This window comes from Bradyrhizobium acaciae, from assembly GCF_020889785.1.
Lineage (GTDB): Bacteria > Pseudomonadota > Alphaproteobacteria > Rhizobiales > Xanthobacteraceae > Bradyrhizobium > Bradyrhizobium acaciae.
This window is the reverse complement of the sequence record NZ_JACMYK010000115.1, coordinates 1-23,449: the sequence shown is the minus strand read 5'-3', so window position 1 is coordinate 23,449 and position 23,449 is coordinate 1. Positions and strand designations below refer to the sequence as shown.

General features: G+C 64.4%; 20 protein-coding genes and 2 pseudogenes. 7 read left to right on the top strand and 15 right to left on the bottom strand.

Annotated features, from left to right (window positions below; genetic code table 11):
- The 10 genes and pseudogenes from H8A92_RS30670 to H8A92_RS30625 all read right to left on the bottom strand — a co-directional run.
- Positions 1 to 440, bottom strand: a pseudogene (locus tag H8A92_RS30670) (hypothetical protein); the annotation flags it as partial.
- 1,052 nt (positions 441 to 1,492) lie between these two features.
- A complete protein-coding gene (locus tag H8A92_RS30665; protein ID WP_229199191.1) occupies positions 1,493 to 2,317 on the bottom strand; it encodes a hypothetical protein in 825 nt (274 codons plus the stop codon).
- 346 nt (positions 2,318 to 2,663) lie between these two features.
- The gene (locus H8A92_RS30660; RefSeq protein ID WP_095731174.1) at positions 2,664 to 2,948 is read right to left on the bottom strand and encodes a cupin domain-containing protein; all 285 of its coding nucleotides are present in this window, start codon (positions 2,946 to 2,948) and stop codon (positions 2,664 to 2,666) included.
- 151 nt (positions 2,949 to 3,099) lie between these two features.
- On the bottom strand, positions 3,100 to 4,197 hold the full coding sequence (locus H8A92_RS30655; protein WP_229199190.1) for a calcium:cation antiporter: 1,098 nt from the start codon (positions 4,195 to 4,197) through the stop codon (positions 3,100 to 3,102).
- Between the two features lie 54 nt (positions 4,198 to 4,251).
- Complete coding sequence (locus H8A92_RS30650; protein WP_229199192.1) at positions 4,252 to 5,058, bottom strand: alpha/beta hydrolase; 807 nt, start codon at positions 5,056 to 5,058, stop codon at positions 4,252 to 4,254.
- Positions 5,059 to 5,373: 315 nt separating this feature from the next.
- Complete coding sequence (locus tag H8A92_RS30645) at positions 5,374 to 6,774, bottom strand: NAD(P)(+) transhydrogenase (Re/Si-specific) subunit beta (RefSeq protein WP_229199189.1); 1,401 nt, start codon at positions 6,772 to 6,774, stop codon at positions 5,374 to 5,376.
- Positions 6,775 to 6,818: 44 nt separating this feature from the next.
- Complete coding sequence (locus H8A92_RS30640; protein ID WP_050403072.1) at positions 6,819 to 7,136, bottom strand: proton-translocating transhydrogenase family protein; 318 nt, start codon at positions 7,134 to 7,136, stop codon at positions 6,819 to 6,821.
- Between the two features lie 11 nt (positions 7,137 to 7,147).
- Positions 7,148 to 8,272 (bottom strand): Re/Si-specific NAD(P)(+) transhydrogenase subunit alpha, encoded by a 1,125-nt coding sequence (locus tag H8A92_RS30635; RefSeq protein WP_229199188.1) that lies wholly within the window; start codon positions 8,270 to 8,272, stop codon positions 7,148 to 7,150.
- A gap of 142 nt (positions 8,273 to 8,414) precedes the next feature.
- Entirely contained in the window at positions 8,415 to 8,567 is a 153-nt protein-coding gene (locus H8A92_RS30630; protein WP_229199187.1) for an aa3-type cytochrome c oxidase subunit IV, read from the bottom strand.
- A gap of 236 nt (positions 8,568 to 8,803) precedes the next feature.
- The gene (locus H8A92_RS30625; RefSeq protein ID WP_163159660.1) at positions 8,804 to 10,720 is read right to left on the bottom strand and encodes a M3 family oligoendopeptidase; all 1,917 of its coding nucleotides are present in this window, start codon (positions 10,718 to 10,720) and stop codon (positions 8,804 to 8,806) included.
- Positions 10,721 to 10,862: 142 nt separating this feature from the next.
- Between H8A92_RS30625 and H8A92_RS30620 the strand changes: the two genes are divergently transcribed.
- From H8A92_RS30620 to H8A92_RS30610, 3 genes are all read left to right on the top strand, one after another.
- On the top strand, positions 10,863 to 12,353 hold the full coding sequence (locus tag H8A92_RS30620; protein ID WP_229199186.1) for a sigma-54-dependent transcriptional regulator: 1,491 nt from the start codon (positions 10,863 to 10,865) through the stop codon (positions 12,351 to 12,353).
- Between the two features lie 313 nt (positions 12,354 to 12,666).
- On the top strand, positions 12,667 to 14,958 hold the full coding sequence (locus tag H8A92_RS30615; protein WP_229199185.1) for a L,D-transpeptidase family protein: 2,292 nt from the start codon (positions 12,667 to 12,669) through the stop codon (positions 14,956 to 14,958).
- A gap of 265 nt (positions 14,959 to 15,223) precedes the next feature.
- Positions 15,224 to 16,822, top strand: coding sequence for a peptidoglycan L,D-endopeptidase MepK (locus H8A92_RS30610; protein WP_229199184.1), 1,599 nt, complete (start codon positions 15,224 to 15,226; stop codon positions 16,820 to 16,822).
- Positions 16,823 to 16,853: 31 nt separating this feature from the next.
- Here the strand turns inward: H8A92_RS30610 and H8A92_RS30605 are convergent, their stop codons facing one another.
- On the bottom strand, positions 16,854 to 18,617 hold the full coding sequence (locus H8A92_RS30605) for an adenylate/guanylate cyclase domain-containing protein (protein WP_229199183.1): 1,764 nt from the start codon (positions 18,615 to 18,617) through the stop codon (positions 16,854 to 16,856).
- Between the two features lie 158 nt (positions 18,618 to 18,775).
- On the opposite strand from H8A92_RS30605, the gene H8A92_RS30600 reads away from it, so the two are divergent.
- Complete coding sequence (locus H8A92_RS30600; RefSeq protein WP_229199182.1) at positions 18,776 to 19,138, top strand: substrate-binding domain-containing protein; 363 nt, start codon at positions 18,776 to 18,778, stop codon at positions 19,136 to 19,138.
- Positions 19,081 to 19,203: a hypothetical protein gene (locus H8A92_RS41080; RefSeq protein ID WP_338026671.1), complete on the top strand. Its 123-nt coding sequence runs from the start codon at positions 19,081 to 19,083 to the stop codon at positions 19,201 to 19,203. Before H8A92_RS30600 ends, H8A92_RS41080 begins: the two co-directional genes overlap by 58 nt.
- Before the next feature lie 110 nt (positions 19,204 to 19,313).
- Here the strand turns inward: H8A92_RS41080 and H8A92_RS30595 are convergent, their stop codons facing one another.
- Both H8A92_RS30595 and H8A92_RS30590 read right to left on the bottom strand, forming a co-directional pair.
- Complete coding sequence (locus H8A92_RS30595) at positions 19,314 to 19,586, bottom strand: DUF2312 domain-containing protein (protein WP_050422683.1); 273 nt, start codon at positions 19,584 to 19,586, stop codon at positions 19,314 to 19,316.
- A 174-nt stretch (positions 19,587 to 19,760) separates the two neighbouring features.
- The gene (locus tag H8A92_RS30590; RefSeq protein ID WP_229199181.1) at positions 19,761 to 20,063 is read right to left on the bottom strand and encodes a DUF1244 domain-containing protein; all 303 of its coding nucleotides are present in this window, start codon (positions 20,061 to 20,063) and stop codon (positions 19,761 to 19,763) included.
- 196 nt (positions 20,064 to 20,259) lie between these two features.
- On the opposite strand from H8A92_RS30590, the gene H8A92_RS30585 reads away from it, so the two are divergent.
- Together H8A92_RS30585 and pyk are read left to right on the top strand one after the other, a co-directional pair.
- On the top strand, positions 20,260 to 20,868 hold the full coding sequence (locus tag H8A92_RS30585) for a DUF1036 domain-containing protein (RefSeq protein WP_229199180.1): 609 nt from the start codon (positions 20,260 to 20,262) through the stop codon (positions 20,866 to 20,868).
- Positions 20,865 to 22,299: pseudogene (gene pyk, locus H8A92_RS30580) on the top strand (pyruvate kinase). Before H8A92_RS30585 ends, pyk begins: the two are co-directional and overlap by 4 nt.
- A 57-nt stretch (positions 22,300 to 22,356) precedes the next feature.
- Here pyk and H8A92_RS30575 read toward each other — a convergent pair.
- Together H8A92_RS30575 and H8A92_RS30570 are read right to left on the bottom strand one after the other, a co-directional pair.
- The gene (locus tag H8A92_RS30575; RefSeq protein ID WP_229199179.1) at positions 22,357 to 22,785 is read right to left on the bottom strand and encodes an OsmC family protein; all 429 of its coding nucleotides are present in this window, start codon (positions 22,783 to 22,785) and stop codon (positions 22,357 to 22,359) included.
- A gap of 83 nt (positions 22,786 to 22,868) precedes the next feature.
- On the bottom strand, positions 22,869 to 23,449 hold a 581-nt coding region (locus H8A92_RS30570), incomplete at its 5' end, for a TetR/AcrR family transcriptional regulator (protein ID WP_229199178.1).

Sequence of the window (23,449 nt, the reverse complement as noted above, 5' to 3'; positions counted from 1 at the left end):
GTCGCGGGCGCGGCCGGCTGCGGTGCAGCGGCGGGCGTCACCTTCGCGACCGCCTTCGGCGCCACCGGATGATGGCGGGCGTCAGCGGGGATGCTGGCGGTATCGGCCGGCGCATCGGCCTTCGGTTCGGCAGGCTTGGTGTCGGCCGACTTCTCGGCGGGCTTCTCGGTGACGGTGGCCTTCTCGGACGCCGACCGCTCGATCAGCGTGCGCTCGGACATGCCCTTGGCCTTCACGCCGGCTTCGGGGAGGCTGCCGACCACGGTGGCGGGCTTGGCGGCGGCTTTGGGGTCTGCCTTGGGATCGGCGGCGGTCACGGCCGCGGCGACGGGCGCTTCCGGCTTGGACACGATGTAGTGATTGACGATGTACGCCCCGATGATGGTCGCTGCCACCGAGGGTAAGATGTCCATCACAAATTTCTTCAGGTAACTCAGCATGACCTGCCACTCCCCACCCCGTTATTTCATGCTGGAACTTTGAGGCACATTCAGGGATCAACTGCGTCGGATCGGTGGCAAACCCCCGTTCCGACGTCACCTTTGGTGTCACTTTGGTTTCAGCCGGAGGCGCCCCCTGCGTAGGCCGCATCCACCTCTTAATTCATCGTGCAGCCGTTAACGGGATATGAATTTCCACAGCCGCGCAGAGTCGTATCTGCCATTCGTCGCGTGGGTAATAGGTCCAATTAGATTAAGCGTCATAGTGGATGACCGTGCCCCCGAGCTTGCGGCCCGCAAAAGCTGGCTCATACTCACAGTCATGGGCCGATTCGAGTCAGCGAAAACGTCCCTCTGGGACCAAATCCGGCGTTCTCGCGAGGTTCTTTCAGAATATCGCAGGGGTTCGCGCACGTTTATGAATGGCTCGGAGACCACAGGTCGCCGCACTGCATTTCACAAAGAAAAAATCTCCCAGTGTTTGCGGCTTCTGCGTGCGTACAGGGACCACGAACGGCTAGGCAGTTAGCCGCATTTGGAGCGCCTCTATAGCTTCAGGCACGTCAACCCTGTCCACGACATCTTCGCCGCGTTGGCGCAGCCGGCAATCTGAGAATTGTGATCTTCCCTGCCCGTGGAGATGGCCCGGACGCTTATTCGCTCGCAAAGTAGTTTGAGGATTTCGGACGGGGCTCCCTGCCGAGATTGTCCATAAGCGCTACTATGCTCGATTGCTCAAATAAGCCGGAGCATGCTGCTAAAATTCGCGAAATACGCAAATGAGAGAATCAAAAGAGCACACTAAAAACAATTTGCTTGCGAAACCATATATTTAGTACCCTTCCAGTGTGAGGCGACGGTCTACCGCCCCACACTGGACAGGGCTAGCTCATATTGTCCCGGTCATTAGCCACATGACCTCTCTTCCCTTTCTGGGGAAGCCAATATGACCCCCCGTTCTGGTCCGCTGGTGACCAAACCAGCGCTCGACATGGGGCCGGCTAGGGGTTGTTCGCAAAACTTGCCACCTAGTCGGTCCCGGGTTGACCTTGCTAGCCGCTCTGATTCTTCGCGGCCAAAACCTGCGCAATACCTGTAAAGAAGGCCGTGATTCGCTCCGGACTCCAATCCTTCATTTCGGCCATGCTCACGTTGATGCTGACATCCAATCCAATCCCCCCGGCATTTTGAGGCGCACTCATCGGACTTGCGGAGGGCGGTGGCGTGAACGTTGGCAAAGGCGGAGGAGGCGGCGGCAGGGGACTGGGTGGCAATTCAGTTTCCTGAGTCTGGAAAGGCCACGACGCGGATTCGCCCTCATGGGCTTGAGCGCTAACCGGCAGAAGCTTTAGCGCGCCATTTGCGCGCTCGATGATCTTTGCGCTCTCACAGAAGTCGATCAGGATGCGAAGTTGCGGCTTTGCTTCTGGGCCAGCAGTCGAAGCGTCGGCCAAAATCTGAATAGCTTCTTCTTCGCCGATCGAACGGAACAGGAGCCGCTGAGATAACTCCTGTCCGAACCAGGTATTCCTGAGAAGCGGAGCAAGCCGCACGGCAGCCGTATCGGCATTCCAAGCGTGTGCGCGATTGTAGTCGAGAACTGCAGGGGTGGGCACGTAGCCGTTCGCCGCCTTAGCGATCAAGCCAATTTCGAGGAAGAATGGATTCATCGAGGACACGTTTGCCTCGTGAACCTTGATGACCTCGGCGATCCGAGAGTAGTGGACAGCCTTCGTGCCGTTGTCACTCAGGATCGCGTATGCACGGAGCGCGTCCATTTGCTTCGCGAAGCCGACGCGGAAGGTTGGAAGTTTAAAGCGCAGACGTGGCTTGGCAGCCTGGTCCGGACCCGCCGGACTCGGGGCGGTGGTATTCATGGTTTAGTGCCTTTGCAGGTTGTTCGCGAGGGAACATCTACAATGGAACCGTCGTCTACGTCAATAGATCAGCGCAAATGGGCTTTAACTGTGCATTAAACGTCAATGGAATCTTAAACGTTAATTTAAGAGACTGATTTTCCTAACTATTTTTCATCCGTCTTTTTCGCGAAGCCCCTTCCCTCCTGTGGAGAGAGCCCTTAGGCAGAGAGCCCTTAGGCTTTGGCCTTGCCTCCTTTGAGTACCCGCAGACTCTTTCTCGCGCGCTTCTGAGTTGTCCTCTTCACCGATCGCGATAACAATGGATCTTCCGGGGTGTTGGTTTGGGTTGTCAGGCGCTGTCGCCTCACGGCTTGAGTTCGACCTCGAGGAACACGATCTCGCTGGCCGTCTCGTTCAGCACGTCGTGCTGGACCCCGGCCTTGCGGAAGTAGGACTTGCCGGCCCCCAGTTGCGCCTTCGAGCGCTCGCCGTTCGGCGCCACGATCGTCATCTCGCCGGTCGTGATCGGAACGATGACATAGTCCATCTCGTGGGTGTGATGGCCGGTGGCGCTGCCGGGCGCGAGCCGCCATTCGGTCACGCGAACCTCCGCCGTATCCACCTGCACGTCCGATTTGGCGCTGAGCATCGTCACTTCTCCAGGTTTCTTGTTGAGCGGATCATGCTCTAACGCATGATCCGGAAAAGTGCGAAGCGGTTTTCCCTCGCGACAAACGCGGAACGCGTTTGCGCGGAGATCATGCGCAAACAAAAGGTTGAAGCGCGAATCTCATCGCGCTTCAGGGCACAAAGACCATGAACACGAACACGGCGAATACCACCATGTGAACCAGCCCGAACAGGATGTTGGTGCGGCCGGTTCCGAAGGTGAGCATGCTGACCATGAAGGTCAGCAGCAGGATCAGCATATGCTGGTTGCTGAGCCCGAGCACCAGCTCCTTGTCGAGCACATGGGCGGCAAGGGCCACCGCGGGAACCGTAAGCCCGATAGTCGCGATCGAGGAGCCGAGCGCGAGGTTGATGCTCTTCTGCAGGTCGTTCTTGCGCGCCGCCGCCACCGCGGCAACGCTCTCCGGCAACAGGATCAGCGCCGCCACCACCAGACCGGCAAAGGCCGGCGGCGCGCCGATCTTGACGGTGACGACATCGACCACCAGCGAGAACTTCTTGGCCAGCAGCACCACCGCCAGCAGCGACACCAACAGCAAGGCAACGCTGATCGCGGTCATGCGGTCCGACATCACCTCGCCATGCGCGGCCGCCTCGTTGGCGCCGCCGACGAAGTAGTCGCGGTGGCGGATGGTCTGGGTGTAGAGGAATACCGCGTAGAGCAGCAGGGTCACGATGCTGATCACGGCAAGCTGGGCCGTGGAATAGATCGGACCCGGCGCGGTCAGCGTGAAATTCGGCATGTCCAGCGTGATGGTCGCGAGCACGAACAGCACGCTGAGATAGAGGTTGGCGCCGGTGATCTGGAAATCCTGCTCGCGGTAGCGGATGCCGCCGATGAAGATGCAGAGCCCGACCAGGCCGTTGCAGACGATCATCACCACCGCGAACACGGTGTCGCGCGCGAGCGTCGGCGCCGGCGTGTCGCCCAGCATGATGGTCGAGATCAGCGCCACCTCGATGATGGTCACCGCAAGCGTCAGGAGCAGCGTGCCGAACGGCTCGCCGATCCGCTCCGCAATCATCTCGGCGTGATGCACCGCCGCGAACACGGTACCGAACAGGATCAGCAGCAGCACGGCCGCGAACACCCAGCCGGGAGCCGATGGCGCGAAGCTGTAACCCGTGGCGGTGACTGCGGCAAACAACAGCACCGCCAGAACAGGATACAGCCAGGCCGACCGTGGCATCGGTCCGTGTGCACTCATCGTGGGATCCCCTCACTTCCGGTGATGCGATTATGCGATAGACAATCGCCCCCGTCAGCCTCTTGCGGCATCGATAAACGGCCGCGCCGTCCCCATCGCACCGAAATCGTCGAGATTGTCGTGCCCGCCACCGGGCAGTCGCACGAACTGCTTGGGCTCATGGGCGAGGCCGAACAGGCGCTCGCCGAAACGGATCGGGACCACCGGATCGTCGGTGCCGTGCATGATCAGCAGCGGCACCGTGACGCCGTTGATTCGCTGGTCTGAATGGAATTGATCCCGCATCAACAGGCTGATCGGCACAAACCAGAAGTGCTCGCCGGCGACGTCGGCCGTCGATGTGTACGGCGCCTCCAGGATCAGCCGGCCGACCGGATGCTCGGCGGCGAGCACAACCGCAACGCCGGTGCCGAGCGAGAAGCCCCAGGCCACGATCTCGGCGGGACGGTAGCGCGCTGTGGTGAACGCGTAGGCCGCTGCTGCGTCCTGCAACAGCCCCTGCTCGCTCGGAGAGCCGCTCGAGCCCGCATAGCCGCGGTAGGACAACGCGACCAGCCCAGTGCCGTCGGCCGTGATGGCCTTGAAGCGCGCGACGCGCCCGGCCAGGAAATCGCCATTGCCGGGAAGGAACAGCACGACGGGGCGGCCGGGCTTCGCCGGCACGTGCCAGACGATGACCTTCTCGCCGTCTTCAGTGGTCAGCACCTGCTCTTCGGCCTCGGGAAGGCCTGCGGCCGCCGGCGCGGTCCGTCCCACCGGCGGAATCGGAAACAGCATCTCGCGCTGCTTGACGTAGAGCACCGCAAGGCCACCGAGATAGACGACCGCGGCGACGATCAGCAGCCATTTCAGGATCGTCAGAACCACGCGCAAATCTCGCCTGCAGCTCTCAATTTCCGCTCTAGATTTAGTGTGTCGGATGATGCGAGGCCCCATTGCTACTTTGCATGGGGTTGTTTTGCAGTTTTTAGTCCCGCCGCTGGTCTTTGGTGGCCGCCGAGAGCGGCTTGCGCCTCGAATTGAGCAGCTTTTCGACCTCGAGCCTGAGGCTGTCGGGAACCGGCCGGCAAGCGCAAGCATTCGCATGCGCCACATGCCATTTGATGCGCTGCTCGCGTGTGGCCCGGGGCGGCATGCGATGGTCTCGATGCCACTCCCGGTTCAGGGCCATCAGCGTCAGGCCATCGCCTTGACGATGTTCTCGGTCACCTTCTTGGCGTCGCCGAGCAGCATCATGGTGTTGTCGCGATAGAACAGCGGATTGTCGATGCCGGCATAGCCCGATGCCAGCGAGCGCTTGATGAACATCACCGTGCCGGCCTTCCAGACTTGCAGCACCGGCATGCCGTAGATCGGCGAGGTCTTGTCCTCTTCCGCCGCCGGATTGGTGACGTCGTTGGCGCCGATCACGAAAGCGATGTCGGCCTGGGCGAACTCCGAGTTGATGTCCTCGAGCTCGAACACCTCGTCATAGGGCACGTTGGCCTCGGCCAGCAGCACGTTCATGTGGCCGGGCATGCGGCCCGCCACCGGGTGAATGGCGTATTTCACCTCGACGCCTTCCTTCTTCAGCAGATCTGCCATTTCGCGCAGCGCGTGCTGGGCCTGCGCCACCGCCATGCCGTAGCCGGGCACGATGATGACCTTGGAGGCGTTCTTCATGATGAAGGCGGCGTCATCGGCCGAGCCGAGCTTGGCGGGCTTCTGCTCGCCGGAGCCACCGCCGGCCGCCGCGGTCTCGCCGCCGAAGCCGCCGAGGATCACCGAGATGAACGAGCGGTTCATCGCGTGGCACATGATGTAGGACAGGATCGCGCCAGACGAGCCGACCAGCGCGCCGGTGATGATCAGCGCCGAGTTGCCGAGCGTGAAGCCGATGCCGGCCGCGGCCCAGCCGGAGTAGGAGTTCAGCATCGAGATCACGACCGGCATGTCGGCGCCGCCGATCGGGATGATCATCAGCACGCCGAGCGCCAGCGCGATGATCGTGATCAGCCAGAAGTCGAGCGCGCTGCCCGACATCACGAGGCCGACGATGAAGAACACCAGCACCAGCGCCAGCACGATGTTGATCGCGTGGCGGAACGGCAGGATGATCGGCGCGCCGCTCATCCGTGCCGAGAGCTTCAGGAACGCGATCACCGAGCCGGTGAAGGTCAGCGCGCCGATCGCGACACCGAGCGACATCTCGACCAGGCTCTGCGGATGGATGTTGCCGGGCGTGCCGATATCGAACGCCTCGGGCGCATAGAACGCGCCGGCGGCGACCAGCACCGCGGCCATGCCGACCAGCGAGTGGAATGCGGCGACGAGCTCGGGCATCGAGGTCATCGGCACGCGGCGCGCGATCACGGCACCGATGCCGCCGCCGATCGCGACCGCGAGAATGACCAGCAGCCAGGCCACGCCGTCGGCCGGCGGATGGCTCGCCAGCGTGGTGCCGACCGCGATCGCCATGCCGATCATGCCGAACATGTTGCCCTGGCGCGACGATGCCGGGCTCGACAGGCCGCGCAGCGCCAGGATGAACAGGACGCCGGCGACGAGATAGAATACTGCAGACAGATTGGCGCTCATCTCAGGTCCCCCCAAATTCTTACATCACCCCGAGGTGGTTGCCGTTACTTGGCTTTTTTCTTGTACATCGCCAGCATTCGCTGGGTGACCAGGAAGCCGCCGAAGATGTTCACGCAGGCGAAGATCAGCGCGATGAAGCCGAAGCCGCGGGCCCAGCCCGAGCCGCTCGACACCATGCCGACGCCGACCGCGAGCAGCGCGCCGACCACGATCACCGAGGAGATCGCGTTGGTCACGCTCATCAGCGGCGTGTGCAGCGCCGGTGTCACCGACCACACCACAAAATAGCCGACGAACACGGCGAGAACGAAAATCGACAGCCGGAACACGAAGGGATCAACGGCCTGCGCGAGATGCTCCATGGCTTCTCTCCTTACTTCGGCTGGAAGTTGGGATGGATGACGGCGCCGTCCTTGGTCAGCGCGGTGGCCTTCACCAGCTCGTCGTCCCAATTGACCGCGAGCGCCTTGCTGGCCTTGTCGACCATCGTCTCGATGAACGAGAACAGATTGCGCGCATACAGGCTGGAAGCGGATGCGGCGACGCGGCCGGCGACATTCGTATAGCCGACGATCTTGATGCCGTCGGTTTCGACGACCTCGCCGGGCTTGGCGCCCTCGACATTGCCGCCGCGCTCGACCGCGAGATCGACCAGCACCGAACCGGGCTTCATCGATTTCACCATCTCGCCCGACACCAGCCTCGGCGCCGGACGGCCCGGGATCAGCGCGGTGGTGATCACGATGTCCTGTTTCTTGATGTGCTCGGCGGTCAGCGCCGCCTGCTTGGCCTGGTATTCCTTGGACATTTCCTTGGCGTAGCCGCCGGCGGTCTGCGCGTTCTTGAACTCCTCGTCCTCGACGGCGAGGAATTTCGCGCCGAGCGATTCGACCTGCTCCTTGGTAGCGGGCCGCACGTCGGTCGCGGTCACGATGGCACCGAGCCGCCGCGCGGTCGCGATCGCCTGTAAGCCGGCAACGCCGACGCCCATCACGAACACCTTGGCGGCCGGAACGGTGCCGGCGGCGGTCATCATCATCGGGAAGGCGCGGCCGAACGCCTCGGCGCCCTCGATCACCGCCCGGTAGCCGGCCAGATTGGCCTGCGAGGACAGCACGTCCATCACCTGGGCGCGGGTGATGCGCGGCATCAATTCCATCGCAAACGCCGAAACGCCGGCATCGGCCATCGCTTTCAGCGCGGCATCGTTGCCATAGGGGTCCATGATCGCGACGACCAGCGCACCGCGCTTGTATTTGGAGAGTTCGGAGGCCTCGGGCCGCTTCACCTTGATGATGATGTCGGCGTCCTTGAGCGCATCGGCAGAGACGGTGGCGCCGGCTGCGGTGAGCTCCGAATCGGGCAGGCCCGACTTGATGCCCGCGCCCGGCTCGACCGCGACCTCGGCGCCGATCGCCTTGAACTTCTTGATGGTATCGGGCGAAACCGCAACCCGCGGCTCGGACGGATCAATTTCCTTGGCAACGGCGATCTTCATGGGCCCTCCGGCGGCGCGAGCGGCGCACGCGTCTTCAAACTAGCGTTATTTTCGCCAGATTGGATACCCAGTTTTTGCACCCGGGTTTCGACAGAAATTCCGGCACCGCCGCGGGACGGCGATGCCGCTAGCCGATCAGGGATCAGACCAGGAAATAGGCCATCAGAGCGAGGATGATGGCGACGCTGATGGTGCCGTATTTGACCAGGATGAGAAACCCTTCGTAGGTCTGCTCATGCGCCACGTAATCGTTGCCGTCGGCGGTCGTATAGGCCACTTCGCTATGGTCTGCCATTGCTGTCCCCAGTCAGAAATTCGCGTTCTGCGAGCCATTACCGCAAACAGATTGGCAGGGCAACGGCGTGGTCCCGATCGGGCGATTTGAAGCGCAAATCGTCCCCGATTCACCCCTCGAGCGACGGCCCCGCGACAGGATTAATCCCCGAAACGCGGGCGCCACGGGACGATCATGCCGTGAGGCGCAAAAATGCCGAACGAATCTGACCCGGGCGGACCGAAAGCCGATGGGCGTCAGCCCATCGCCTCCAGCTCGTCGATCATGCCGGCGATGACGGAGAGACCGCCATCCCAGAATTTCGGGTCCTTGGCGTCGAGCCCGAACGGCCGCAGCAACTCGGAATAGTGCTTGGTGCCGCCGGCGGCGAGCATGTCGAGATAGCGCTCGGCGAAACCCTCCGACGCATGCTCGTAGACCGCATAGAGCGAGTTCACCAGGCAGTCGCCGAACGCATAGGCGTAGACGTAGAACGGCGAGTGGATGAAGTGCGGGATGTACATCCAGAAGGTCTCGTAGCCCGGCTTGATCTCGATCGCGGGCCCAAGGCTCTCGCCCTGCACGCTGAGCCAGAGCTGGCCGATCCGCTCGGCGGTGAGCTCGCCATTCTTGCGCTCGGTATGGACCGCGCGCTCGAATGAATAGAACGCGATCTGCCGCACCACGGTGTTGATCATGTCCTCGACCTTGCCCGCGAGCAGCGCCTGGCGCTGCTTGGCGTTCCTGGTCTGCGACAGCAGCCGCTTGAAGGTCAGCATCTCGCCGAACACGCTCGCGGTTTCCGCCAGCGTCAGCGGCGTCGGCGCCATCAGCGCGCCGTTCTTCGCCGCCAGCACCTGATGGACGCCATGGCCCAGCTCATGCGCCAACGTCATCACGTCGCGCGGCTTGCCCTGATAGTTCATCAGCACATAGGGATGCGCCGACGGGGTGGTCGGATGCGAGAACGCGCCGGGCGCCTTGCCGGGACGGACCGGCGCATCGATCCAGCGATCGTCGAAGAAGCGCTCCGCGATTTCGGCCATCCTCGGCGAGAAGCCGTTATAGGCCGACAGCACCATGTTGCGCGCCTCGGGCCAGGCGATCGTGCCGGTCGCCGCGAACGGCAGCGGCGCGTTGCGGTCCCAGTGCGGCAGCTTCTTCTTTTTGAACCATCCGGCCTTCAACGCGTAATAGCGGTGCGACAGCTTCGGATAGGCCGCGCGCACGGAGGCGACCAGTGCGTCGACCACCTCGCGCTCGACGCGGTTGTTGAGATGGCGGGAATCCGCGACATCCTGGAAGCCGCGCCAGCGATCGGAGATTTCCTTGTCCTTGGCGAGGGTGTTGGTGATCAGCGCGAAGGTGCGCTCATTGTCCTTGAAGGTCTTGGCCAGCGCCTGCGCCGCGGACTTGCGCTTGTCCCCCGCCTTGTCCTGCAACAGGTTCAGCGTCGGCTCGATCGCGAGCTCCTTGCCTGAGACCTTGAAGCGCAGGCCGGAGATGGTCTGGTCGAACAGCCGGTTCCAGGCTGCGTAGCCGCTCTGCGCCTTTTCGTGGAAGAGCTGCTCGACGCGATCCTCGAGCTGGTACGGCTTGTCCTTGCGCAGATCCTCGATCCAGGGCCGGTAGTGGCCGAGTTCGGGTTCGGCCATCGCGCGCTCGATCACATCATCGTCAACCCGGTTGAGCTCGAGCGAGAAGAACAGGAGATGCACCGATGCGGCGGTCAGCCGTTCCGACACGTCGCCATAGAACTTCGAGATCGCGGGATCGACGCTGTCGCCGGCATGGACCAGACCGGCATAAGAGCCGAGACGGCCTGCCAGATCGTCGATCGCCTCATAGCGGCGGACCGCCTCGGCAAGCCACTTGCCGCCGCCTTCCCTGGCGGTATTTTCGGCAAGCTTACCTTTGAAGTCGGTCTCAAACGCGACGCAATCTGCATCCATTTTCTGCAGATCGCGTGCAACCTCTGGCGCGTCGATACCGGAGTAGAGATCTGCCAGATTCCATTCCGGAAGCTTGCCGGTCTTGCTGGCTGCCTTTTTCGCCGCCGGGCCGGCCGGGGCCGGTTTGCGTTGCGCGGCCGTCTTGCGCAGCGCGGTGTCCTTGCGGAGAGCGGCCTTGCTGAGAGCAGACTTGTTCGGAGCAGTTTTGGAGCGCGAGGTCATCTTGTTCGTAACCTTACTTCAGTCGGAAAGATGTCGGCGGCGGCGGAATGAATGCGGGTTTGCAACGTTTAAGAGTGCGTTAATCGGCATCGGCGACAGTGCCCCGATTCGAGACAAATAATCGTAGCGTGCGGGGAAAACCATGGCTGCCACCATTTTGATCGCCGATGATGACGCAGTACAGCGTCGTTTGGTTGAAAACATGGTGCAGAAGTGCGGCTATGAGCCCCTCGTCGTGGACAGCGGCGACGCGGCGGTAGCGGCCTTGACCGCATCCGAGACGCAGACGATCGATGCCGTCGTGCTCGACCTCGTGATGCCGGGCCTCGACGGTCTCGGAGTCCTCGCAAAGATTCGTGAAGCTGGTTTGAACGTCCCGGTGATCGTCCAGACCGCGCATGGCGGCATCGACAATGTGGTGTCGGCGATGCGCGCCGGTGCCCAGGATTTCGTCGTCAAGCCGGTCGGCTTCGAACGGCTCCAGGTGTCCCTGCGCAATGCCCTCAACGCCTCGGCGCTCAAGGGCGAATTGCAGCGCATCCGCCACAGCCGCGAGGGTCGGCTGACATTCTCCGACATCATTACCCGCAGCGAGGCGATGGCCGGGGTGCTGCGCACCGCGCAGAAAGCCGCATCCTCGACGATTCCCGTGCTGATCGAGGGCGAGTCCGGCGTCGGCAAGGAACTGTTCGCGCGCGCCATCCATGGCAGCAGCGAGCGCAAGGCCAAGCCGTTCGTCGCGGTGAACTGCGGGGCGATCCCGGACAATCTCGTCGAATCGATCCTGTTCGGCCATGAGAAGGGCGCCTTCACCGGCGCCACCGAGCGTCACCAGGGCAAGTTCGTCGAGGCCCATGGCGGCACGCTGTTCCTCGACGAGGTCGGCGAATTGCCGCTGGCCACGCAGGTGAAGCTGCTGCGCGCGCTGCAGGAAGGGACCGTCGAGGCGGTCGGCGGCCGCAAGCCGGTCAAGGTCGATGTCCGCATCATCTCGGCGACCAACCGCAAGCTGCTCGATCTCGTGAAAGCCGGCCAGTTCCGCGAGGACCTGTTCTATCGCCTGCACGTGCTGCCGCTGACCATTCCGGCGCTGCGGCAGCGGCGCGAAGACATTCCGCATTTGCTGCGGCATTTCCTGGCGCGGTTCTGCGCCGAGGAGAACCGCAACATCACCGGAATCAGCGGCGATGCGATGGCGTATCTGGCGCAGCTCGACTGGCCGGGCAACATCCGCCAACTCGAGAACACGGTGTATCGCGCCGTCGTGATGAGCGACGGCGACCAGCTTGGGCTGGCCGATTTCCCGCAGGGGAGCGCGCATCCGGTGCCGGAAGGCAAATCCCTGCAGGGCGAGCCGCTGGTGGTGTCGCCCTCCACGGCCCCCGCCATGATATCCGGTAATGAAATACCTGCGACCAACGTCCTCCCCACTGCGGGCGGCCTCTCGATGCTCAACGCCGCGGGCGAGGTGCGCCCGCTGGAAGATCTCGAGAACGAGATCATCCGCTTCGCGATTTCGCATTACCGCGGACAGATGTCGGAGGTCGCGCGACGCCTCAAGATCGGCCGCTCGACCCTCTACCGCAAACTCGACGAAGCGGCGGACGGCACGCGCGCGACGGACCCCACCTAGGTCGCATTGGCCTCGGGGCCGATCAAACAATACCAGGGAACCTTTTGAACCGTGTCGTGGCGGTGACAGACAAAGGCTGTGCCGCGTGGCAAAACGCACAGCCCGAGCGAAATCAGCTGCTTCGAGGTCAGTTTGTCGTGAGTTGCCCCGCATGGCGCTGGCTGCATACGAGGGGCAAATGTATCGTCTGCGTTCGTTGCGTGCAGGCGTGCGAGTCGATCGAGAGGCCGGCGCTTTCGCGCAAGCGATGAAACAAATACTGATTTGAACTGTTCCAGCTTGACTGGAGCAGTTCCACCCAGGGGGTGTGACGATGCGTGACTGTTCGAACAACCGTCGAGGATTTGACCGCGTATTGACGGCCGTCGCGGCAACCTTCCTCACGGTGTCCGCGACCGCAGCCTTCGCACAGGACACGCCTCGATCCAGCGCCGCGGAACTGGCGATCGACGCCGCGATCCCGCGCCCCGAGCCGGCCAACGTGCCGCCGCCCACCGCGGGCGATTTCAAGGCCGACACCACCGCCGCACTGCCCGACGCCGCCAAGCCGGCCGACGTGAAACCGACGAACGTGCAGGCCACCGAGACCAAGCCCGTTGATGCGAAGCCTGTCGATGCAGAGCCGAGCGCCACGGCAAAGGCCGTCGAACCAAAGCCCGCCGATGTCGTCACGGCGCCGGCAACGAAGCCCGCCGATACACCGAAGACGGATACCGCGGTCGCGCCGGCAGCGGCCTCGCCCGCTCCCGCCACCGCAACTGCGCCTTCGGCAAGCTCCGCGCCGGCAACGGCCACCGCGCCCGCCGCAGCTCCTGCTCCCGCGACGGCGGCTGCTCCGGCGACCGAACCCGCAAAGGCCGCGAGCAACGTTGCCTCCGAGGATCAGCCGGTCGCCGACAAGCTGCGCGAGCTGCTCGCCAGCAAGACGCTGCGCACCTTCGATCGCAAGAACGAGCGCGCTGCGGCCGAGAAATTCTATTCGGCCCGCGACTACGCGCCGGTCTTCACCAAGGCCGGCAAGTTGACCGACGCCGGCAAGGGCGTGATCGCCCGTCTCAAGGATGCGGCCGCCGATGGCCTCGATGCATCAGACTATCCGGTGCCGGATTTCGCCGCAGCGACGTCACCCGATGCGCTGGCCGACGCCGAATTGAAGCTCGCGTCCAGCATGCTGGACTATGCACGCCAGGCCCAGAGCGGCCGCATGCACTGGTCGCAGGTTTCGGCGGACATCCTTTATCCGGAGCACCCGATCGATCCGGCGGAAGTGTTCGCGAACGTGACCTCCGCGAAGGACGCCTCGGCCGCGCTCGACGGCTATAACCCGCCGCAGAAGCTCTACAAGGACCTCAAGAAGAAACTCGCCGAGCTGCGTGGCCAGGGCGACGGCCCGGTGATCACGATCGCCGACGGCCCCGTCTTGAAATATTTGCCGGCGCGCAAGAAGCAGGCTGCGGTCGAGATGGACGATCCGCGGGTGCCGGACCTGCGTAACAAGCTCGGCGTCACCGAGAATGCCGACAGCACCAAGTACGACGCGACCGTCGCGCGCGCGGTGGAGAGATTCCAGGCCAGCGTCGATCTCAAGCCGACCGGCGTGCTCGACGAGCGCACGGTCAAGGCGCTGAACAATCCGAAGCGCGACCGCCAGATCGACACCGTGATCGTCAACATGGAACGCTGGCGCTGGCTGCCGCGCCAGCTCGGCGCCGCCAATCTCGGCAATGCCTATGTGATCCTCAACATCCCCGACTACACGCTGAAGGTGATGCAGAACGGCGCGCAGGCCTGGACCACGCGCGTCGTCACCGGCAAGCCCGGCCAGCATGCGACCCCGCTTCTGACCGAGACGATGAAGTACATCACGGTCAACCCGACCTGGAACGTGCCGCCGTCGATCATCTACAACGAGTATCTGCCGGCCCTGCAGCAGGACCCGACGGTGCTGCAGCGCATGGGCCTCAAGCTCGAGCGCAACCGCGACGGCTCGATCCACATCTCGCAGCCGCCCGGCGAAGCCAACGCGCTCGGCCGCATCCGCTTCAACTTCCCGAACAAGTTCCTGGTCTATCAGCACGACACGCCGGACAAGTACCTGTTCGCGAAGGACGAGCGCGCCTTCAGCCACGGCTGCATGCGCGTGCAGAATCCCGATCAGTACGCTTCGGTGCTGCTCAACATCGCCGAGCCGAACCAGCACTACACGCCGGAGCGGATCCGCGGCATGTACGGCTCCAGCGAAGTCGACCTGAAATTCCCGACGCCGATCCCGGTGAACATCACCTACCAGACCGCGTTCGTGGACGACGCCGGCAAGCTGCAGATCCGCAGGGACGTTTACGGCCGCGACGCCACCATGCTGTCGCTGCTCAAGAACAGCCGCGGCAAGGATCTCGAAACGGTGGTGGCGCACGCCCAGCCGAGCTATTCGCGGCCGCCGAGCAGCAGCCTGCCTCCGGGCGTCAACGTGGCCGGCGACAACAGCGGCTTCGGCTCCTCAGGACCGAACTTCTTCGAGCGCCTGTTCGGGGGATTCGGACAGCCTGAGCCGCAGCCGGTCCGCCGCGGGCAGGCCCAGCAGCAGCGCCGGGTGATTACCCGCTAATCTGCTTTCCGGCCTGATTGGCCTAAATTTTGAAGCAAAATCAACGATCTCGCTCAAAAAGCGAGATCGTTGACGTTAACCATTTCGCATCGCCCCGGGGGGAACAGGGCTATCTTTTGCCACACTCGCCCAGTTAGTTAAGCCCAACTTGGGGGCGGGTCGGTAAACCTCGGTTAACCCTCCCGCTTTAAGAAAGCGTTCACCGTCTTCCGCAGGGGGTCTGCGAGGATGCCGAGCGAACGCTCGTCGACTGGGTGGGCTCATAGTGCTGGCTGTCTTCGCACGCCGCTTCAAACCGCTGTTGCTGCCTAAGGCCGGGTACCAAGTCGGCCTGAGCGCGCTATTGCTGTTGGCGGGCGCCGGCTCGGTCCACGATGCGACTGCGCTGAACCAGACCCGCACCCTCTCCTTCCACCACACCCATTCCAACGAAGACCTCACCATCACCTTCAAGCGCGATGGCCGTTACGACGAAGCCGCGCTGAAGCAGCTGAATCATTTCCTGCGCGACTGGCGCTCCCAGGATGAGACGGTGATGGACCGTCACCTTTTCGATATCCTCTGGGAGGTCTACAGCGACGTCGGCGGCAAGCAGCCGATCCAGATCATCTCCGCCTATCGCGCTCCAGCCACCAACGCCATGCTCCGCCGCCGCTCGTCGGGCGTTGCGCGCCACAGCCAGCACATGCTGGGGCATGCGATGGACTTCTTCATTCCGGGCGTGCCGCTGGAGCAGATCCGCTACGCCGGCCTGCGCCTGCAGCGCGGCGGCGTCGGCTTCTATCCGACCTCGGGTTCGCCGTTCGTGCATCTCGACACCGGCGGCATTCGCCACTGGCCGCGCATGACTCGCGAGCAACTGGTCAGGGTGTTCCCCGACGGCCGCACCGTCCATGTCCCGACCGACGGCACGCCGCTGAAGGGCTATGAACTCGCCAAGGCCGACATCGAGCGCCGTGGCAATGGCGACGACGCTGCTGTGATCAGCAAGCCGTCCCTGCTCGCGAAGCTGTTCGGCGCGGGCAAGTCGAGCGACGACGAAGACGAAGGCGCGGCCAGCGTGAACGACAAGCCCGCGGCCAACACCGTGGTTGCCGCCGCGGTGCCCGCCAAATCCGCCGATCCGATCCCGCTGCCGCGCGCCAAGCCGCAGCAGTTCGCCGCCGCGATCCAGCTCGCCGCCGCCGACGCGCAGCTCGTCCCGATGCCGAAGTCCAAGCCGGCGGTGCAGGTGGTGCAGACGGCCGAGAACGCCGAACCGCAATCGCCCGCCGACATCATCAACGCCCGCGGCTTCTGGGGTGACGAGGGAGCCGCACCGAAGCAGGCATCGGCCGCGCAGATCGCCGCGCTGAAGGCGCGTGAAGCGGTCGGTGGTGCCGATCCGCAGACCACCGCCAGCACGACGGACAGCTTCAACAAGGCGCTGGCCTATGCGCCCGCGGCGTCCTCGCCGGTCGATCGCGCCAACATCGTCGCGGCGACCGCGCCGATCCCGCGCAATGTGCGCCCGGTGCGCAACGCGGCGGCGCCGGCCACCGAAATCAACACCGTCGTCGCAAAGGGTGCACCGGGTCAGGGCGTGATCACCACGTCGACGCGGATCTCGGCCGCCAAGGGCAACGACATCTGGATGCGCGTCGTGATGCTGGCGCCGAGCGCGAGCAGCGGCATGCTGACCACGGTGCTCGGCGACACCGACATGAACATGATGCGGCAGCATTTCGTGAAGCCGCAGGCCGCCGTCGCCATGACCTTCTCGGAAGATCCGATGATGGGCATGACCTGCGATCACTTCTCGGGCTCGGCGACCGCCCTCCTGACGACCCAGTCGTTCGTGCTGCGCACCGCCTCGCTGCGCTAACCCCTCCTGCCCACAATATGCCTTCGGCCGGTTATGCCGGCAGCCCTGCCTTGAGCAAGCCCGCCTCGTAGCGCGCCCGATCGGGCGCGCGCTTGTAGTGCTGGGTTGCCAGATGGGCGGCGACCGAGAAGGACGGCTCGCGCTTCAGCACCTCGGCGGCGTGCGCGGAGGCTGCCACCGCGTTGCCCATCTGCGCCAGCGTCGCCGCGAGGAAGGCGTGATGGGTGTAGTCGGGCCGTGTGATCCGCGAGAACGCCTCGGCTGCGTCGGCGTATTTCTCGGCGCAATAGCAGGCGCGGCCGAGATGGCTCCAGAAGCGCTCCGGATGGAACGGATTGAGGCGCATCGCCCGCTTGATCCAGTCGATGCCTTCTTCCGGCCGCCCGAGCCAGGTCAGGAGCTCACCCTGCTGCACGACGACAAGGTCGTAGTTCGGGTTCAGCGCGAGCGCGCGCTCCTGATGGAAGGCTGCCTTGTCGTGGTCGTCGCGGTTGAGGTTCAGCGCGGCGAGAATCCGGTGCACGTCGCTGTCGTTATCATCGAGCTTGAGCGCGATTTCGAGCTCGGCGGCGACTTGCGCAAAAGTCGCGTCGCGGTCGTCACACCAGTTGTAGACCCAGGTCTGGCCGAGCACGCAGGCCCGCCACGCGTGCGCGTGGGCGTAGTTCGGATCAAGCACGATGGCGCGCTCGAGCAGACACTGCGCTTCCGCATTGTCGTCCCGAGCCGAGCGATGATGCAGCACCTTGGCGGCGAGCACGCACTCGTAGGCGGCCATGTTGTCGGTCGGCTTGCGCTTGACGCGGTCATGCGCGGCCGCCTCGACCCGTCCCGGGAGCGTCGCCACGATCGCGCGCGTCATCTCGTCCTGGATGGCGAAGATATCGGCAAGCTCGCGGTCGTAGCGCTCGGCCCAGACGTGTCGGTCGGCCACGGCATCGATCAGCTGTACCGTGACACGGATCCGGCCGCCGGCCTTCCGCACGCTGCCCTCCAGCACATAGTCGACGGCGAATTCCTTCGCGACGTCCTGCACCTTCACGGCCTTGCCCTTGTACACGAAGGTCGAGTTGCGCGAGATCACCAGCAGATCGTGGAAGCGCGACAGCTCGGTGATGATGTCCTCGGTGAGGCCGTCGGCGAAGAATTCCTGCTCGGGATCGCCGCTCATGTTGACGAGCGGCAGCACGGCGATCGAGGGCTTCTTGGCGACGACTTGTGTCGCTGCCGCACTCACCCGCTCGGGAGCGCTCCCGGAATCCGTTTCGAGATGGACGCGGAAAACCCTGATCGGGCGCGCGATGTTCTTGACGGTCTGATCGCCGAGGTCCTCGAAGCTGAGGTCTTCCAGGCGATCGCCGACCTGATCGCGGACCGCGCCGGAAATGCAGATGCCGCCGGGTTCGGCCAGCGTCTCCAGGCGGGAGGCGACATTGACGCCGTCGCCGAAGATGTCGGCCCCGTCGACGATCACATCGCCGAGATTGATGCCGATGCGAAACTGCATCCACCGCGCCGGCGCGACGTCGGTGTTGCGTTTGGCCATCCGGCGCTGGACTTCCGCGGCGCACAGCACCGCATCGACCACGCTGTGAAACTCGACCAGCATGCCGTCGCCGGTGGTCTTGATGATGCGGCCGCGATTCTTGGATATCGCCGGATCGATCAGCTCGATGCGATGGGTCTTGAGACGCGCAAGGGTACCCGTCTCGTCAGCCTCCATGAGGCGGCTATAGCCGACCATGTCGGCGGCGAGGACCGCTGCGAGCCTGCGCTCTGGTCCTGGCACGTCCATCTGAACGATCTGCCCGGTTACCTCAGGTGCAGCCTAGCAAATCCCGTGGTTGCACCCAAGCCTCGACAGAAGCCTTGGTGGGTGCCTCGTGCGGGTGGGGAGCCTTGAAATGCAGGCTGGCGAAGGCCAGCCTCAGATGGATCGCCCAAGAGCCAAAGATGACCGCAACAATAACAGGCATCTCGTCCATGGCGACCCGTCAGATCCTGACGGAGCTAAGCAGTGCCTTCCAGACGACGACCGGACAGCTGACCAGCATCGAGTCAGTCGGCGGCGTCGATGCCGCCAAGCGCATTCGCGCCGGCGAGCCGTTCGATATCGTCGTGCTCGCGGACGAAGCCATGAAGCAGCTCGAGGAGGACGGCTTGCTCAAGCCGGGGAGCTGCGCGGGTTTCGACCTTGGTGGCACGCGGCGAGGCCGAAGGCGGCCGGCCCACTGCCCCCGGAAGCTCAGTCCGTCACGCTGTTTTCGTGCGCTGTCTGCGCCGCGGCCGCCAATGAGGCCGGCGCACGCGACCTGATCAGATATCTGACGTCGGCGGAGGCCGATGCGCCCAAGCGTCGTTACGGCATGGAGCCGGCGTGACGAGCGGCATGACACGAGGGGCATGACAGGGCGCGCTTCGCGCGCGACCTGATCCCTGTTTTGAACGAAGGCCGAGCGCCGTGCGCGAGCCGCCCGACCAAACGCTGACGTCAGAGCATGCCAAGCGCCTGCATGTAGGTCTCCAGGATGGTCTCCTGCTCCTGGCGCTCGTTGGCATCCTGCTTGCGCAGGCGCACGATGGTGCGCAGTGCCTTGACGTCGAAGCCGTTGCCCTTGGCCTCGGCATAGACGTCGCGGATATCGTCCGAGATCGTCTTCTTTTCTTCTTCCAGCCGCTCGATGCGTTCGATGATGGACCTGAGCTGGTCCTTGGCAAATCGCGTTGCGGGCTCATCCTGAACGGCGGCAGACGTGGTGGCCATCGCGTACTCCTGAAATGGCAATGAAATGTCGCGCGAATACGCGCCACGCGCACCGCTTGTCGCGGGCGACCCTCGATTTTGGAGCGCGTTCCGTCAAGGAAACATCGCGCTCATCCACAGCGCGCCCACAGGAGATGCTGAGAGCCACGGAACGGACGTCACATAGAGGGAGATTTAATGCCCGCCTTGGGCCTTCTTCATCGCCGCAAGCTGCTCCGGCGTCGCGCTGCCCTGATGCTTGGCCTTCCATTCCTCATAGGGCATGCCGTAGACCGCCTCACGGCTCTCGTCCTTGCTCACCGCAAGGCCCTTGGCGTCGGCCTCTTCCTTCATCCAGTTGGACAGGCAATTGCGGCAGAAGCCGGCCAGGTTCATCAGGTCGATGTTCTGCACATCGGTCCGGTTGCGCAGATGATTGACGAGGCGCCGGAAGACCGCGGCCTCAAGTTCCGTTCTGGTTTTGTCGTCAATGCTCATTTTCGTGATCCCGGCTGTGGCGCTCACCATATTGATATCAGATGGGAATTGTCACAGATTTTGCCATATCGGCGCGCAAAATGGACCGGTTCGGCCAGACGTGCCGCGATCCCACTCCGTGAGAGACGGGCGCCCGCTCGTTGACAGTGCCTGCCGGACACGCGAAATCGTCAATGATTTGATATAGCTTCGCCGCATGAGCCCAATAGATTCTCTCGCCTCAGCTCCCCGCAATATCCGCCTGACCCTCGCCTGCCTCCTGCCGGGGCTGGCGCTCGTCGCGGCGTGCCTGTGGACGAGCCCGGCGGCCGCCGATTTCCGGCTCTGCAACAACACATCGAGCCGCGTCGGGATCGCGCTGGGCTACAAGGACGCCGAGGGCTGGACCACCGAAGGCTGGTGGAACGTGTCGTCGCGGACCTGCGAGACCCTGCTGCGCGGCAACCTTGTCGCGCGCTATTACTACATCTACGCTCTCGACTATGATCGCGGCGGGGAATGGTCCGGCCAGGCCTTCATGTGCTCGCGCGACAAGGAATTCACCATCAAGGGTACCGAGAATTGCCTAGCGCGCGGTTTTGACCGCACCGGCTTCTTCGAGGTCGACACCGGCGAGCAGCGTGCATGGACCGTCCAACTGACCGAAGCCAACGAACAACAGCCGCAGAAAGTACCGGGAATGCCGGGCGGCGTCGGCCCGGGAAGCCCCGGAGCGATGCCGGGCCTGCCGAACCCACCGCCGGGCGCAGCGCCTCCGGGCGCGTCTGGTCTGCCGCCAGCCGCAACGCCCGGAAACAAGCCATGAGACGACTGCGCCGAATCAAGATCCTCGCAACGCTCGGCCCGGCTCCTCGGACAGCGCGATGATCCGCAAGCTGTTCGAGGCGGGCGCCGACGTCTTCCGCATCAACATGAGCCACACCCCGCATGACAAGATGCGGGAACTGGTCAAGACCATCCGCAATGTCGAATCCAGCTACGGCCGGCCGATCGGCATCCTGGTCGACCTGCAGGGGCCGAAGCTGCGACTCGGCTCCTTCGCGGAAGGCTCGACCCAGCTCAAGAACGGCCAGAGCTTCATTCTGGATTCCGACAAGGCACTGGGCGACAACAGCCGTGTCCAGCTTCCGCATCCGGAGATCCTCGCCGCGCTCCGCCCGGGCCACGCGCTGTTGCTCGACGACGGCAAGGTCCGGCTCATCGCCGAAGAGACCTCGCCCGACCGCGCGGTGACGCGTGTGGTGATCGGCGGCAAGATGTCGGACCGCAAGGGCGTCAGCCTGCCCGACACCGATCTGCCGGTCTCGGCGATGACCCCGAAGGACCGCGCCGACCTCGAAGCCGCGCTGCCGGAGGGGATCGACTGGGTCGCGCTGTCCTTTGTGCAGCGCGCCGAGGACGTGCTCGAGGCCAAGAAGATGATCCGCGGCCGCGCCGCCGTGATGGCCAAGATCGAGAAACCGCAGGCCATCGATCGCCTCGCCGACATCATCGATGCAGCGGACGCGCTGATGGTGGCGCGCGGCGATCTCGGCGTCGAGCTGCCGCTGGAGCGGGTGCCGAGCCTGCAGAAGCAGATGATCCGGATGGCGCGGCGCGCCGGACGCCCGGTGGTGGTCGCGACCAGATGCTGGAATCGATGATCCAGGCGCCGGTGCCGACGCGCGCCGAAGTCTCCGACGTCGCCACCGCGGTGTATGAAGGCGCCGACGCCATCATGCTGTCGGCGGAATCCGCCGCCGGCAAATTCCCGGTGGAGGCGGTCTCCACCATGAACCGCATCGGCGAGGAAGTGGAGCGCGACCCGACCTATCGCAGCGTGATCAACGCGCAGCGCGTCGATCCCGAGCCGACCGTGGGCGATGCCATCGCCGATGCCGCGCGGCAGATCGCCGAGACGCTGGATCTTTCGGCGATCATCTGCTGGACGTCGTCGGGCTCGACCGCGATCCGCGTGGCGCGCGAGCGCCCGAAGGTACCGGTGGTCGCGATCACGCCCAATCTCGTCACCGGTCGAAAGCTGTCGGTTGCCTGGGGCGTGCATTGCGTGGTGGCCGAGGACGCGCACGATCTCGACGACATGGTCGATCGCGCCGGCTCGATCGCATTCCGCGACGGCTTTGCCAAGGCCGGCCAGCGCGTCATCATCGTCGCCGGCGTGCCGCTCCGCGCGCCCGGCACCACCAACATGCTGCGCATCGCCTCGGTCGGGCCGAACGGCGACGCGCAGATCTGACGATCATTTCCGCCGTGCCGGGCCACGCTTCAGCGCGCCCGGCATTGGGCGCGACGATCAGCCCTGCAACGATGCGTCGAGCGTGATCCTGGTGTTGAGCAGCTTCGACACCGGACATCCGGCTTTGGCCTTGCCCGCCAATTCCTGGAATGCCGCGTTATCGGCGCCCGGGATCTTCGCCGATAGCGTCAGGTGCACCGCGGTGATGGCAAAGCCGTCGGCGACCTTCTCCAGGGTCACGTCGGCCTTGGTCTCCATATGCTCCGCAGTGAGCTTGGCTTCGCCGAGGATCAGCGACAGTGCCATCGTGAAGCAGGCGGCGTGCGCCGCGCCGATCAGCTCTTCGGGGTTCGATCCGGGCTTGCCCTCGAAGCGGCTGGCGAAGCCGTAGGGATAATCCGCGAGTGCGCCGCTCTTAGTCGAGATCGCGCCCTTGCCGTCCTTGATACCGCCCTGCCATTTGGCCGAGCCGTGGGTCGTCGTCATGCGTTGCTCCCTGAGGTTGGTTGAACCCAGCCCGCAAAACTACAACGCCATTGCGACAGAAGTGTTCGCCCCGCGCCTGGATGTTAAGCGCCGACCAGCGCCTTCGCCGGGGTCGTCGCCTGCACCACGAGGCCGCGCGCGCGCGCGTCCATCACGCCGACCGCGCGCAATGCAAGCAGCGTCACGGTCTGCACCGCATCGCGCAGCTTGATCGGATCGTCGAGATTGCTTGGCGCCAGCGGACCGACCAGCGCCTCGTGCAGCGCGCCGAGCAAGGCGGTGGCGGCCAGCGCCGTATCCTGCGCCGGCAGATGCCCGGCACGCACGGCGGCGTCGATGCGCATCGCAAGCTCGCCGGAAATATCGCGGCGGCTGGCGAGGCGCGAGGCGGTGACGTCGACATCGACGGGCTCGGCCAGGATGCCCCAGGCGAGCTTGCGCTGCGACAGCACGTGGACCGCGATCGTCGTCACCGCGGCGGCCAGTGCCGACGACGGCCCGGGCGCGGCATCGGCGGCGCGGCGGATCGCGGACAGTTCGTCGCGCGAGACCTCCGTGATCAATTCCGAGATCAACTCGGCCTTCGACGGGAAATAGCGATAGACCGTCCCTGCCGCGACATTGGCCCGCACCGCGACGGGCGCGATCTGGACGGCCGCCATGC